This window comes from Nocardioides sp. Leaf285 (assembly GCF_001422955.1).
Lineage (GTDB): Bacteria > Actinomycetota > Actinomycetes > Propionibacteriales > Nocardioidaceae > Nocardioides > Nocardioides kribbensis.
In genome coordinates, this window is the sequence record NZ_LMNH01000002.1 from 1 (window position 1) to 12,920 (window position 12,920).

Sequence of the window (12,920 nt, forward strand, 5' to 3'; positions counted from 1 at the left end):
GAGCTCGGTGGCCATGGTGGCCAGGGCGGTGGCGGAYTCGAGGGTGTTGTGGGCGCCGTGGCGGGTGTCGTCGGCGGCGGAGGCGACTTGGGCGATGTCGTCGGCGATGCCGTTGGCGCCGCCGGCGGCTTCGGTGACGGAGCGGGCGATCTCGTTGGTGGTGGCGGTCTGTTCCTCGACTGCGGAGGCGATGGTGGTCTGGATGTCGTTGATGCGGCCGATGACYTCGGAGATCTCGGCGATGGCGGTGACGGCGCCGGTGGTGTCGCCTTGGATGGCCTCGATCTTGCGGCCGATGTCCTCGGTGGCGCGGGCGGTCTCYTTSGCGAGTTCCTTGACCTCGTTGGCCACGACGGCGAAGCCCTTGCCGGCGTCGCCGGCGCGGGCGGCCTCGATGGTGGCGTTGAGGGCGAGGAGGTTGGTCTGTTGGGCGATGGAGGTGATGACCTTGATGACTTGGCCGATCTCGGCGGAGGACTCGCCGAGGGAGGCCACGGTGCCTTGGGCGGAGGAGGCGACGGTGACGGCGCCGGTGGCGACGGTGGCGGCTTCGGTGGCGTTCTGGGCGATCTCGCGGATGGAGGCGGTCATCTCCTCGGCGGCCGAGGCGACGGTCTGGATGGAGGCGGAGACCTCGCCGGCGGAGCCGGTGGCCGAGGCGGCGCGATCGGAGGTGAGGGTGGCGCCGTCGCCCATGCCTTGGGAGAGGATGGTGAGNGATGGAGGCGGAGACCTCGCCGGCGGAGCCGGTGGCCGAGGCGGCGCGATCGGAGGTGAGGGTGGCGCCGTCGCCCATGCCTTGGGAGAGGATGGTGAGTTGTTCGGCGGCGATGGCGAGGGAGTCGGCGGTGCGGCCGATGGCGATCATGGAGTCGCGTTGGGCGGTGAGCAGGGTGGAGAGGCCGGCGGCGAGCTGGCCGATGGCGTCGGTGCCGGTGAGGGTGACCTCGCGGGTCAGGTCGCCGGCGGAGGCGGCGCGCACGACCTCGAGCACCTGCTCGACCTTCTCGGCGAGGTCGGCCGCGGCGGCCTTCTCGGCGTCGTCGTGGGCGATGCGCGCCAGCGCGGCGGAGACCAGGCGTCCGACGTTGCGCAGCGCCTCCAGGCGCTGGGGCGAGGGCGAGAGCGTCTCGGTGGCGAAGAAGTCCATGGTGCCGACGACGTCGCCGTCGACCACGATCGGGAAGCAGACCCCCGACTTCACGCCGACGCGCTGGGCCACGGGGGCGCGCACGCAGTCGGTCATCTCACCCAGGTCGGGGGTGAAGAACAGGTCGCGGCTGCGCCAGGCCCGCCCCGAGAGCCCCACGCCCTCGGCGAAGGAGGAGCGCCTGGTGACCTCGCGGAACTCCGGCCCCGCGTCGCCCGACTCCAGCGAGAACCGCAGCGTGCGGTCGCTCGGGTCGACCGTCCAGTAGGACCCGTAGGCCCACCCGAACTCCTCGCGGACCCGCTCGATCGCGGTGCGGGCGGCCTCGACCTCGGTCGTGGCGGCGGCGACCCCGGCCTCCACGCGGTGCACCGCGGCGCGGTCGCGGGCGTCGGCCTCGCGGACCCGCTCGGTGGCGACGGCGTCGGTCACGTCGGTGAGGGTGACCAGCTGCAGCGGGCGGGCGCCCTCGCGGACCAGGGTGACGACCACGTCGAGGTCGCGACCCACGTGGGAGACGCGCAGTCGGCGCGGGCCGCGGTCGGCGGGCCCGGGCGTCAGGGTGCCGGGCTCCAGGGGCAGCAGCCGCGCCAGCGGCAGGTCGACGACCGAGTCCTCGCTGCCGGGGCTCGCGGTCATCCGCCAGGCCAGGTCGGCCAGGTCGTTGGCGTGGCGCACCGTGCCATCGGCGTCGACCACGACGGCCGGCATCGGCAAGGCGGCCAGCAGCTGGTCGCCCGTCGGCTCGTCACGGGTCGGTGCGGTGGCGCCGGCCTGGGAGTCGGCGGGGGGCGCGGGGAGCGGCGCCTGGAGCCGCGGCACGGGGAGCGGCGCCTGGAGCCGCGGCACGGGGGTGGGCTCGTCGTCCTCGGGTGAGTGCGGGCGGTCGGGAGCGAGCTGGCTCATGCGGGGGGCCTCCGGGCGGGTGGGGGAAGACCCGCTGGTGCAGCCGGTCACCAGACCGGTCGGCACCCGGGGGGCCCGGTCCGAGCCGCCGGGTGGCGGGAGTCACCCGCCGTACGGCGTGCTCACCACTCCCAGCGCAGCCCGGCGGTGCCGGGGCCGAAGCCGGGCTGGAGCAGGTGGGCCTCGGGCCCGATCGCGGCCACACGGCGTCGCACGCTGCCTCGCGCGTCGTGGGTGATCGCGTGGATGGTGCGGGGCACCCGCCGGGGGTCGAAGCGGACCCAGAGCGCCAGCACCCGCTGGCGTCGGGTGACCATGAGGTCCCACCCGGGCTCGTCGGGGCCGCCGAGCATGCCGCTGAGCTCGATCTCGGTGATCACGGTCTCGTTGGTCTCCAGCGGCCGGTGCAGGCGCAGCTCCGCGGCGAAGAGGCCGGTCTCGGCGCGGTGGTGGGTGGCGCCGATGGTGCAGCCGGCGACCGCGCGGATCGTCGGGGGCTCCAGGGCAGGGATCGCGCCGTCGGCGGCGTGGGGGGTCGCGACGGCGGCCTCGGCGGTCGACGAGGAGGAGGCGGCGGGGGTGTCGACGGCGACGAAGTACGGCGCGTGGTGGGCCCCCGGCGTGCGCGCCAGCCACGCCGCGCGGGCCGTCAGGCGGGTCACACGCCCGGTGAGGTCGACGTCGAGCACGACGTGCGAGCTGCTCTCCACCAGGGCGTGCGGGTCGCTCATGCCCAGCGCGCGGAGGGCCTCCGCGGTGCCCTCCTCCCCGCCGACGCTGTAGGGCGTGGTGTCGCGCGGGCCCGGGCGGCGACTGGGGCCCAGCAGGCTGGACAGCGTCGTCGGGGCCAGGTCGAGCACGTCCTCGAGGGCCTCGACGACCTCCCGCGAGGCCGCGCCGTCGGGCCGGCGCCGTCCGGTGCGCCACGAGGACAGGGTCGACAGGCTGACCGCGTGGCCGCGCGCGCCCAGGGAGTCGACGAGCTCGCGCAGGGTGACGCCGCGGGCGGCGATGGCGGCCGACAGGGACTCGGGGAACGACGGGGGAGCGACCGCGGGACTCATCGCACACAACTTTACCGGCGTGACATCCGGCGCTAGGTGATACGTCAAACAGTGCTGTGTAGCGTCGCCGACGCGTCGCGCCATCGACGTGGACTTCTCGGGCGATCACGGAGGTGGTGCATGGACGCGCTGACGCGGCTCGTGGCGCGCATCGCCGACGTCGACCAGGAGGCCGCCGACGCGCTCCGGGCCCTCGAGGGCCTCGACAGTCCGTGGACCGGCGTGGCCGGGGTCGACGAGTGCCTGCGCACCGTCGCGTCTCTCGCCGGCTCGGTCGTCGAGCTCCACGCCCCCGCACACGGCCTCTGGCTGCGCGCCTCGGCCACGCGGGTCGACCCGATCCCGGTCGGCGCCGAGCGGCACACCCCGGGGCCCGAGCACCCGCTCGCCCCCCTCGAGGGGGGCGTGGGCTTCCTGCTGCGCCGCGGCGACCACGACGACCTGCTCGCCTCGGTGGTCACCGCGCGCGCAGCGCGCCTCCTCGGCCCGCTGCTCGACGAGCGCCGCAGGGCGAGCGCCCCCACCGACGCGGGCGAGGGCGCCCTCGAGGTGGCGGTCGACCCGGGGGCCACGCCGGAGGACCGGCTCGACGCGCTGCGGCGGCTGCGGCTGCGCCCGGAGCAGACGCTCGTCCTGCACGCCGTGCCGGGGCCGCGTCCGTCGCTGGCCCCTCCGCCGGCCTGGTCGCAGGTGGGGGTGTCCCGGCCGAGGCCGGCCTCGGAGCTGCCGATCGCCTGGAACGAGGCGCGGATGGCGCTGCGGCTGACGGCGACGGGCGAGGCCGACGACCCGGGCGAGCGGTGGGTCAGGGCCGGCGACGTCGGCAGCGGGCTGCTCGCCCTGGCCGCCGGTTTCGTGGCCGGGGCCATGCGCAGCCGCGACGTCGTCGCCCTCGACGCCGTCGGCGCCCCCGACAGCCCCGCCGGCCGGGCCCTGACCGCGATATCCGAGACCACGACGATCCGCTCGGCGGCCGAGCGGATCCCCGTGCACCACTCCACGCTCCAGCGCCAGGTCAAGGGCCTGGAGCGCGAGCTCGGCTGGTCGGTGACCGAGCCGGCCGGCCGGCTCCGGCTCGACCTGGCCTTCGCGCTGCGGCGCCTCGAGCGCAACTACGGGCGACCCGGCCTCTACTGAGCGACCCGAGCGCCTGCCCCTCCCGACCGTCCGCTGGTGACCGGGTGGGACGGGGGGGCGGCGGCCGAGGCCGGCCCGCGCGTGCCCGCCGGGCCTCAGCCTCGCGCCGAGCCGGTCCGGGGTCCGCGGCGGGCGGCCTCGCCGAGGGCGCCGAGCGCGGCGAGGCAGAGCGACAGCGGCACGACGAGGAGCGTCGCCACCTGCACCCCGTGGGCGGCGGCGCCCGGCCCGGCGGCCGCGGCGGCCAGGTGGGCGGCGAGGGCCCCGCTGGTGAGCGGTCCGGCGGCACCGGCGAGCAGGCCGGCGCTCACGAGACGCCGCCTGCGCCTCGAGGGCCCCTGGGCGCGGTGGGCCGCGAGGAGGCACGACGCGGTCCAGCCGAGCAGGGCCCAGACCGCGGCACCCGCCACGACGTGCAGTACCGGTGCCGCGGGTCCGAGGCAGAGCACCACCGCGGCCGTCACCGCGGCGGCCGCGGCGCTGCGCCCGGAGCGCCGCAGCAGGCGGTGGGCCGACGCCGACCGCGCGTGGTCGCGGGCGAGGTGGGCGCCGGCGCCACCCGCCAGCAGGGCGACGGCGCCCGTCGTCGCGGCTGCGGTGGCCGGGGCGGCGGCACCCGCGAGCCCCGGCTGCGCGGCCGCGGTGGTCAGCAGGGTGACCACGGCCGAGGACGTGCCGGCCGCGGCGAGGAGCCAGCCCACGCCGGCCGCGCCGGGACCCTCGGGGCGGCGCCGACCGTGCGGCGTCGACCGGGCCGCGTGCCCGCGACCCGGGCTGGTCGGCGCGCCGGCGACGCACGAGGGGCTCGTGGGCGTGCTCGCGAGGGTGTCGAGGGTCATGACGGTCTCCGAGAGGGGGAAGGGGGCGCCGCGACGCGGGGTCGGGCGGGAGGGCGGGGGGACCCTCGGCTCGCAGATCCGATCGGCCGGGCCGGCCGGGTGCTGACGCGCCGTGCGGCGCCGAGGGCGAGCCGTACGGCGCACCGCGCCAGGCCGTCCGCGGCCGCTGGGCGGTCGACGAGCCCGTCGCCGGTCGGGACGGTCAGCCGGCGTCGAGGACCTCCTGGGCGGCGGCCGCCCCGCGGCGCAGCGCCCCGTCGACGTGCTGGTAGCCCTCGGCGGCGGTGTCGGAGCAGGCCCAGTGGATGCGGCCCACGGGCGCGGTCTGGTGGCGGCCCCAGCGCGAGAGCCCGCCGAGGTCGAAGGACGCGGCGTACGCGCCCCTGGTCCACTCCTCGCTGGCCCAGTCGGACTCGGCATAGACCTCGGGGGCCAGGGCGTCGGGCCCGAGGTACTCCGCGATCGACCCGAGCACGGCAGCGCGCCGCGCGTCGTCGTCGAGCTCGAGCAGGGCGTCGGCCTTCTCGTCGGAGACGAAGCCGACCAGCGTGCCGCGGGGGTCGTCGTGGTTGGTGTTGTCGTAGACCTCCTGCACCAGCGAGCTCGGGCCGAAGCAGGTGCCCGACAGTCCCCGCTCACGCCAGAACGGGCGGTCGTAGACCGCGTGCACCTTGATGACGAGGCCCAGCGACAGGTGCTGGTGCATCTGGTGCTGGCGACGCGGGAGGGGCGGGTCGAAGCTGATGCGGGTGTAGAGGTTCGGCGGCACCGCGACGACGACGCGACGGGCGGCGAGGGTGGTCCGGTCGGACTCGACGACCACGCCGGCCGCGTGGGTGCGGATGGTGCGCACGGGGGTCTCGAGGTGCACCTCGAGGTCGGCGGCCATGGCCTCGCTCACCGACTGCATGCCGCCCACCACGCGCCGGTCGAGGATGAAGCCGTCGTCGAGCAGGTGGGAGAACGACCCTGCCGAGGCCGCCATCAGCACGGCCTGGAGCGCGGAGAAGGCGTGCGCGGGCTTGGTGAGCATGCCGCCGGCGATGAAGAGCCCGATGTTGTCGCAGGCCACCTCGTCGCCGGACTGCTCGCGCAGCCAGTGGTGGAAGGAGACTCGGTCGAGCTCGCGGGCGCGCGGCGAGGCCCACGGCTCGCGGCAGCCGATCTCGGCGGCCAGGTCGTCGAGCAGCGCGGTGAGCCGCTCCATCTCGGCCGCGGTCGCGTCGCCGACCGGCATGGTGTCGCCCTCGTAGGCCACCGTCTCGCCCTCGGCGGTGCGGTAGAGCGAGCGGCCCTCGCGGTAGCGCGGGAAGGTCGACAGGCCGAGCTCGTCGAGCAGCCCCAGCAGCGCGGTCTGGTCGGGGGAGACCCACTGCCCGCCCAGCTCGAGGAAGGCGCCGTCGACGACGTCGCTCCACGTGCGCCCGCCGACCCGCTCGCGGGCCTCGAGCACGGCCACGCTCAGCCCGGCCGCCTGCAGCGTGCGGGCGGTCATCAGCCCCGCCGGTCCGGCGCCGACGACCACCACGTCGCGGTCGGGCGCGGTCGTCGCGGACTGCGGGTCGGGCGTGGTCGTCATGCGGTCTCTCCAGGAGGCTGGGGCGAGGTGGTCGGCGCGAGGTCGTCCACGTGAGGCGTTGCTGCGGATCGGGGTGTCCGATCGGGGTGCGGACTGCGGTAATCGTAGCCGAGGGCGCCGCCGTACGACGGAATCGGCAAGATCGCCCGGCACCGACGGGCGGACGTGTCGCGCGTCACGTCGGCTGCGCGCGGGCCGCGCGTCGGGCGAGGATGCTGCGGTGACCGCCGCCTCGCCGACCCCGCCGACGCCCGACCCCGGCCCGTCCCCGGAGGAGCAGCGCGCCCTGCTCGCCCGGCCCTTCCCGCTCGCCCACGGCGACCCGCTGCCCAACCGGTTGGCCAAGGCCGCCCTGAGCGAGGGTCTCGGTCGTCGCGACCTCTCGCCCGGCAGCCGGATCCGACGGCTCTACGAGCGCTGGGCCGACAACGGCACCGGGCTCATCGTCACCGGCAACGTCATGGTCGACCGCACCGCCCTCGGCGAGGCCGGCAACGTCGCGGTCGAGGACGAGCGCGACCTCGCGGACCTGCGCGCCTGGGCGAGCGCGGCCAAGGCCGGCGGCGCGCGGGTGTGGGTGCAGCTCAACCACCCCGGGCGCCAGGCGCCGCGCACGCTGACCCCCCGGCCCGTCGCCCCCTCGGCGATCGCCGTGCCCGGCACCGGCGGCCTCTTCGTCACCCCGCGCGCGCTCACCGACGACGAGGTGGTCGACCTGGTGGCCCGCTTCGCGCGCACCGCCGGCATCGTGTGCCGCGCCGGCTTCGACGGGGTGCAGGTGCACGCCGCCCACGGCTACCTCATCAGCCAGTTCCTCTCCCCGGTGACCAACCGCCGCGAGGACCGCTGGGGCGGCGACGCCGAAGGTCGTCGCCGGTTCCTGGTCGAGGTGGTGCGCGCGGTGCGCGCCGAGATCGGGGAGCACCGGTCGCTGTCGGTGAAGCTGAACTCCGCCGACTTCCAGCGCGGCGGCTTCGGCGAGGACGACTCCCTGGAGGTGGCGCGCGTGCTCGCCGAGGAGGGCGTCGACCTGCTGGAGGTCTCCGGTGGCACCTACTCCAGCGCCGCCATGCTCGGCGTCGACCCGAGCCTGAAGGAGAGCACGCGGCGCCGGGAGGCCTACTTCGTCGACTTCGCCGAGCGCCTGCGCCGCGAGGTGCCCGACCTGCCGCTCATGCTCACCGGCGGCTTCCGCACCCTGGGCGCGATGAGCGAGGCCGTCGCCAGCGGCGCGGTCGACGTGGTCGGGCTGGGCCGCCCGCTCACGGTCGAGCCCCACGCCCCCGCCGGGCTGCTCGACGGCAGCGTCACCAGCAGCCAGGTGCGCCCGCGCCGCAGCGGCATCAGGACCCTCGACAACCTCACCGAGCTGGTCCACTACTCGGTGCAGATGTGGCGCATGGCCGACGGCCGCGACCCCGCCCCCGACCGCCACCCCGCCCTCAACGTGGCGCAGTACCTCGCCCGCAACGGTCGCGACAGCATCCGCTCGACCCGCCGGGGGCTCTGACCGGGCTCGGCCCGGCTCGAGCCCGGCTCGAGCGCGGGGCCCGCGGAGCCGGACCGGCGCTGTCCCGCGGGTGGGCGCGCGCCGGCCGCGCGCCGCCCGCGGTGATGCGGCGACCCGGCCACGCCCGGCGCAGGTCGGGGCGGTGTGCCCGTCCGACTCCGTGGCGGTCCCGCCTGCCCTACTCGCAGGCGGTGCCGTCGCCGTCGGCGTCCAGGCCGTGCGGGTCGGGTCCGGTCACCCGCACCGGCCCGTCGACGTCGGCGCAGTCGACGTCGGGCGGGAAGAGCGGAAGGCACGGCGAGTAGCCCGCGGCGCACGACGCCGGGGCCGCGGCCGGGGCGCGCACCGGCGCCGGCGTACGGCAGGTGAGGTCGCCGGCGGCGCGGTCGGCGGCGACGTAGGACCGCTCGCGCGGGTGCGCGCCGTAGCCGTCGCGCGAGTCGTAGCGCGCGACGGCGAGACCCGCGTCGATGAGGCGCAGCCCGGTGTCGGGGCGCGGGCCCGAGGTGAGGTCGACGTAGCGCAGCAGACGCCCGTAGCGGTCCCGGTCCTCGTCGCTGCGGCGCAGGTCCACCCGCGCGCCCAGCACCAGCCGGCTGAGCAGCGCGGTGGCCTTCTCCGAGCCGCACTCGCCGACCTCGGGGGTGTCGACGCCCACCAGGCGCACCGTGGTGCCGTCGCCCAGCTCCAGGGTGTCGCCGTCGACGACCCGGGTGACGAGGTAGGTGCGCGGCGGACGCGGCGGACGTTGCGCAGGTGCGGCCCTGCCCGACCCGGCGCCGGTCGCGGCGGGGTCGGTGCTCGCGTCGGCGGCGGGCTCGACGGCGTCGGTCGGCGTCGGTCCGGGTGCGGTGGCCGGGTCGGTCGGCCGGGGTGCGGTGGCGACCGGGTCGCCCGACGCAGCCTCGGCCGGTCGGTCCTCCTCGGCGCCGACCGCGCCGGCGAGGGCCACGAGGGCGAGCACGGCCGCTGCCGCGGTCAGCCGCCGGTGCTGCGCGGCCCAGCGCACCGGACCGCCCGGCGCGCCGGGTCGGGTGGGTCGCGGCGGCGGCGCGGCGTACGGCGCGGGGCGCCCGGCGGCCGCGGGTGGCGGGGTGGCGACCGCCTCGGTCCAGCGTCGGCCGTCCCAGTACCTCAGGTGCCCGGCCGGGCGCGCCGGGTCCTGGTGCCACCCCGGCCCGGGCGTGCTCACGCCTTCTCGCAGGCGATGCCGTCCTTGTCGGCGTCGAGGGTGCCGTTGTGCGCGACCGCGGTGTTGTAGGCCTTGGTGTTGCGGTAGAAGTTCGTGACCTTCTTGCCCGAGGTCTTGTCCACGGCGTTGCTGCGACCCACCCCGTGCTTCCACTGCTTCTGCAGGTTGGTGCAGTTGTCGTGGATGCCGGTGGTGTGGGCGTCGGCGCTCACCGAGGTGAGGGCGGGGGAGGCGGCGACGCCGAGGGCGAGGACGACGGCGGCGATGCGAGGGGCGAAGGTCATGCCCCGAAGGTAAAGAGACGCGGCCGACGCCGTGCGCGATCGGGTCAGGACCACCCGGACGGGCCATGCGCGGCGCACGGTCGGGCCATGGGCTGCGCACGGTCGGGTCGGGGCGGCGGTGCCGGACGGGCCACCCGGCGCCGGTGCGGCAGGCGGTCGCGACCCGGACGCGCGCGTCACGTGGCCGCAACGCGGGCGGAGCAGGGCCGTCACACCCTTGACCTAGCGTCGCCGGACCCACTAGACCGAGCAGCACCCCGTCGAAGGTTGGTCCGCCATGTCGGAACGTCTCACCACCCCTGCCGCCGCGACGTCCACGGCTGCGCCGCCCGGTGCCCCGGGAGGCGCGGACGCGGAGTACCTCGCCAAGCGGAGCCTGCGTTCGGGCTCGGCGGGGTGGGTGCTGCTGGCGGGCCTCGGCGTCAGCTACGTCATCTCCGGTGACTACTCGGGGTGGAACTTCGGTCTCGAGCAGGGCGGCTTCGGCGGCCTGCTCATCGCCACGGTGCTGATCGCGGCGATGTACCTCGCCCTCGTGCTCGGCATGGCCGAGCTGTCCTCGGCGCTGCCGGCCGCCGGCGGCGGCTACACCTTCGCCCGCCGCGCGCTCGGACCCTGGGGCGGCTTCGCGACGGGCACCGCGATCCTCATCGAGTACGCCATCGCGCCCGCGGCCATCGCCACCTTCATCGGGGCCTACGTCGAGTCGCTCGGCCTGTTCGGCATCACCGACGGCTGGTGGGTCTACCTCGCGGCGTACGCGCTCTTCATCGGGGTGCACCTGGCCGGGGTGGGCGAGGCGCTGAAGGTGATGTTCGTGATCACCGCGGTGGCCGTGCTCGGGCTGGTGGTCTTCGCGGTGGCGGCGGTGCCGCTCTTCGACCTCGACAACCTCACCGACATCGCCCCCACCGACGCGGCCGGCTCGTCGGCCTTCCTGCCCTTCGGGGTGCTCGGGGTGTGGGCGGCGGTGCCCTACGCGATCTGGTTCTTCCTCGCCATCGAGGGGGTGCCGCTGGCCGCGGAGGAGGCGGCCGAGCCCGAGCGCAACGTGCCGCGCGGGATCATCGCCGCGATGGCGCTCCTGCTGGTCAGCGCGGCCGCGATGCTGCTGCTGGTCACCGGGGCCGGGGGCGCCGACGCGATGAAGGGCTCGGGCAACCCGCTGGTGGAGGCGCTCGGCTCCGGGGCCGCCGCGACGACGGTCAACTACATCGGCCTGGCCGGTCTGGTCGCGAGCTTCTTCTCCATCATCTACGCCTACTCCCGCCAGCTCTTCGCGCTCTCGCGCGCCGGCTACCTGCCGCGGGTGCTGTCGATCACGACGCGGCGCAAGGCGCCGCTCCTCGCGCTCGTCGTGCCCGGCGTCATCGGCTTCGCGCTGACCTTCACCGGCCAGGGAGCAGTGCTGCTCAACATGGCCGTCTTCGGGGCCGCGCTGTCCTACGTGCTGATGATGACCAGCCACGTCGTGCTGCGCCGCCGCGAGCCCGACATGCCGCGGCCCTACCGCACCCCCGGCGGTGCGGTGACCACCGGCTTCGCCCTGGTCGTGGCCGCCCTCGCCGTGGTCGCCACCTTCCTCGTCGACACCGTCGCCGCGCTGTCGTGCCTGGGCGTCTTCGTGGCGTTCATGGCCTACTTCGGCCTGTACAGCCGCCACCACCTCGTGGCCGGCTCGCCCGACGAGGAGTTCGCGGCGCTCGCCGAGGCGGAGGCGTCGGTGCGGTGACCGGGGCCCGCTACAGCCAGCACCTCGGCGGCACGACGTACGCCTTCGACGGGCTGGTCGACCTCATGGCCCGGGCGACCCCGGTGCGCTCGGGCGACCAGCTGGCCGGCTGCGCGGCGGAGTCCGACGAGCAGCGCGCGGCCGCCGCGTGGGCGCTGGCCGACGTCGCGCTCGACACCTTCCTCACCGAGGAGCTGGTGCCCTACGACAGCGACGAGGTCACCCGGCTGATCCTCGACGGGCACGACCGCGCCGCCTACGCCCCGGTCTCGCACCTGACCGTCGGCGGGCTGCGCGACTGGCTGCTGCAGACCTGCACCCGCCCCGACGCCGCCGCGGTGCTCGCCGCGCTCGCGCCGGGGCTGACCCCGGAGATGGTGGCCGCGGTCAGCAAGATCATGCGCAACCAGGACCTCATCGCGGTGGGTCGCGCGGCCCGGGTGACCTCGGCCTTCCGCACCACGATCGGGCTGCCGGGACGCCTGGCCACCCGCCTGCAGCCCAACCACCCCACCGACGACCCGCGCGGCATCGCCGCCGCCACCCTCGACGGGCTGCTGCTGGGCTGCGGCGACGCGGTGATCGGGATCAACCCCGCGACCGACTCGCCCGAGGCCACCGCGACCCTGCTGCACCTGCTCGACGACATCCGCCAGCGCTACGAGATCCCGACCCAGTCGTGCGTGCTCTCGCACGTCACGACCACCATCGAGCTGGTCGAGCGCGGCGCGCCGGTCGACCTGGTCTTCCAGTCCGTGGCCGGCACCGAGGGCGCCAACGCCGGCTTCGGGGTCACCCTCGACCTGCTGCGCGAGGGCAACGAGGCCGGGCGCTCGCTGCGCCGCGGCACGGTCGGCGACAACGTGATGTACCTCGAGACCGGGCAGGGCTCCGCGCTCAGCGCCGGCGCCCACCTCGGCGTCGGCGGGCGCCCGGTCGACCAGCAGACGCTCGAGGCCCGGGCCTACGCCGTGTGCCGGATGCTCGACCCGCTGCTGGTCAACACCGTCGTCGGCTTCATCGGCCCCGAGTACCTCTACGACGGCAAGCAGATCGTACGCGCCGGGCTCGAGGACCACTTCTGCGGCAAGCTGCTGGGCCTGCCGATGGGCGTCGACGTCTGCTACACCAACCACGCCGAGGCCGACCAGGACGACATGGACACCCTGCTGACCCTGCTGGGCACCGCGGGGGCGTCGTTCGTGATCGCCGTGCCCGGCGCCGACGACGTGATGCTGGGCTACCAGAGCCTGTCCTTCCACGACGTGCTCTACCTGCGCCAGGTGCAGGGGCTGCGGCCGGCGCCGGAGTTCGAGGCGTGGCTCGACGGGCTCGGCATGCTGGGCGACGCCGGTCGGATCCTGCCCACCGACCTCGACGCCTCGCCGCTGCGCGAGCTGACCGCACGGTGACCGGGGTGAGCGCGGTGAGCGGGACGGCCGGGACGACCGGGGCCGCCGGAGCGGGCGGGGGGAGCGGGTGGTCGGCGTCCGCCGCGGAGGGGGTCGGTGCGCCGGAGGGCGCGGG

Annotated in this window: 10 protein-coding genes and 1 pseudogene; 4 read left to right on the forward strand and 7 right to left on the reverse strand. The window is 76.1% G+C overall.

Annotated elements, in window-relative coordinates:
* The 3 genes and pseudogenes from ASF47_RS21840 to ASF47_RS05280 form a co-directional block, all read right to left on the reverse strand.
* Positions 1 to 717 (reverse strand): methyl-accepting chemotaxis protein (locus ASF47_RS21840; protein ID WP_235558644.1); only part of this gene is annotated, 717 nt, incomplete at both ends.
* Position 718: 1 nt separating this feature from the next.
* Positions 719 to 2,056: pseudogene (locus ASF47_RS21845) on the reverse strand (GAF domain-containing protein); the annotation flags it as partial.
* A 122-nt stretch (positions 2,057 to 2,178) separates the two neighbouring features.
* Complete coding sequence (locus ASF47_RS05280) at positions 2,179 to 3,120, reverse strand: helix-turn-helix domain-containing protein (RefSeq protein WP_056863012.1); 942 nt, start codon at positions 3,118 to 3,120, stop codon at positions 2,179 to 2,181.
* Between the two features lie 120 nt (positions 3,121 to 3,240).
* Between ASF47_RS05280 and ASF47_RS05285 the strand changes: the two genes are divergently transcribed.
* The gene (locus tag ASF47_RS05285; RefSeq protein ID WP_056863013.1) at positions 3,241 to 4,257 is read left to right on the forward strand and encodes a helix-turn-helix domain-containing protein; all 1,017 of its coding nucleotides are present in this window, start codon (positions 3,241 to 3,243) and stop codon (positions 4,255 to 4,257) included.
* Positions 4,258 to 4,352: 95 nt separating this feature from the next.
* Here the strand turns inward: ASF47_RS05285 and ASF47_RS05290 are convergent, their stop codons facing one another.
* Positions 4,353 to 5,096: a hypothetical protein gene (locus tag ASF47_RS05290; protein WP_056863014.1), complete on the reverse strand. Its 744-nt coding sequence runs from the start codon at positions 5,094 to 5,096 to the stop codon at positions 4,353 to 4,355.
* A gap of 202 nt (positions 5,097 to 5,298) precedes the next feature.
* Positions 5,299 to 6,675 (reverse strand): flavin monoamine oxidase family protein, encoded by a 1,377-nt coding sequence (locus ASF47_RS05295; protein WP_056863015.1) that lies wholly within the window; start codon positions 6,673 to 6,675, stop codon positions 5,299 to 5,301.
* A 220-nt stretch (positions 6,676 to 6,895) separates the two neighbouring features.
* Between ASF47_RS05295 and ASF47_RS05300 the strand changes: the two genes are divergently transcribed.
* A complete protein-coding gene (locus tag ASF47_RS05300; RefSeq protein ID WP_235558646.1) occupies positions 6,896 to 8,185 on the forward strand; it encodes an NADH:flavin oxidoreductase/NADH oxidase family protein in 1,290 nt (429 codons plus the stop codon).
* Between the two features lie 178 nt (positions 8,186 to 8,363).
* On the opposite strand, the gene ASF47_RS05305 is transcribed toward ASF47_RS05300, so the two are convergent.
* Both ASF47_RS05305 and ASF47_RS05310 read right to left on the reverse strand, forming a co-directional pair.
* A complete protein-coding gene (locus ASF47_RS05305; RefSeq protein WP_056863016.1) occupies positions 8,364 to 9,377 on the reverse strand; it encodes a DUF2510 domain-containing protein in 1,014 nt (337 codons plus the stop codon).
* On the reverse strand, positions 9,374 to 9,661 hold the full coding sequence (locus tag ASF47_RS05310) for an excalibur calcium-binding domain-containing protein (RefSeq protein ID WP_056863017.1): 288 nt from the start codon (positions 9,659 to 9,661) through the stop codon (positions 9,374 to 9,376). The genes ASF47_RS05305 and ASF47_RS05310 overlap by 4 nt, the downstream gene beginning before the upstream one ends.
* A gap of 277 nt (positions 9,662 to 9,938) precedes the next feature.
* Between ASF47_RS05310 and eat the strand changes: the two genes are divergently transcribed.
* Together eat and ASF47_RS05320 are read left to right on the forward strand one after the other, a co-directional pair.
* Positions 9,939 to 11,393, forward strand: coding sequence for an ethanolamine permease (eat, locus tag ASF47_RS05315; protein WP_082500045.1), 1,455 nt, complete (start codon positions 9,939 to 9,941; stop codon positions 11,391 to 11,393).
* The gene (locus tag ASF47_RS05320) at positions 11,390 to 12,805 is read left to right on the forward strand and encodes an ethanolamine ammonia-lyase subunit EutB (protein WP_056863018.1); all 1,416 of its coding nucleotides are present in this window, start codon (positions 11,390 to 11,392) and stop codon (positions 12,803 to 12,805) included. Before eat ends, ASF47_RS05320 begins: the two co-directional genes overlap by 4 nt.
* Positions 12,806 to 12,920: the final 115 nt, after the last annotated feature.

What these genes read in the sequence shown, in the direction of transcription:
- ASF47_RS05295 (WP_056863015.1), bottom strand. Translation starts at nt 6,675, where the DNA reads ATGACGACCACGCCCGACCCGCAGTCCGCGACGACCGCGCCCGACCGC.
- ASF47_RS05280 (WP_056863012.1), bottom strand. Translation starts at nt 3,120, where the DNA reads ATGAGTCCCGCGGTCGCTCCCCCGTCGTTCCCCGAGTCCCTGTCGGCC.
- ASF47_RS05290 (WP_056863014.1), bottom strand. Translation starts at nt 5,096, where the DNA reads ATGACCCTCGACACCCTCGCGAGCACGCCCACGAGCCCCTCGTGCGTC.
- eat (WP_082500045.1), top strand. Translation starts at nt 9,939, where the DNA reads ATGTCGGAACGTCTCACCACCCCTGCCGCCGCGACGTCCACGGCTGCG.
- ASF47_RS05285 (WP_056863013.1), top strand. Translation starts at nt 3,241, where the DNA reads ATGGACGCGCTGACGCGGCTCGTGGCGCGCATCGCCGACGTCGACCAG.
- ASF47_RS05310 (WP_056863017.1), bottom strand. Translation starts at nt 9,661, where the DNA reads ATGACCTTCGCCCCTCGCATCGCCGCCGTCGTCCTCGCCCTCGGCGTC.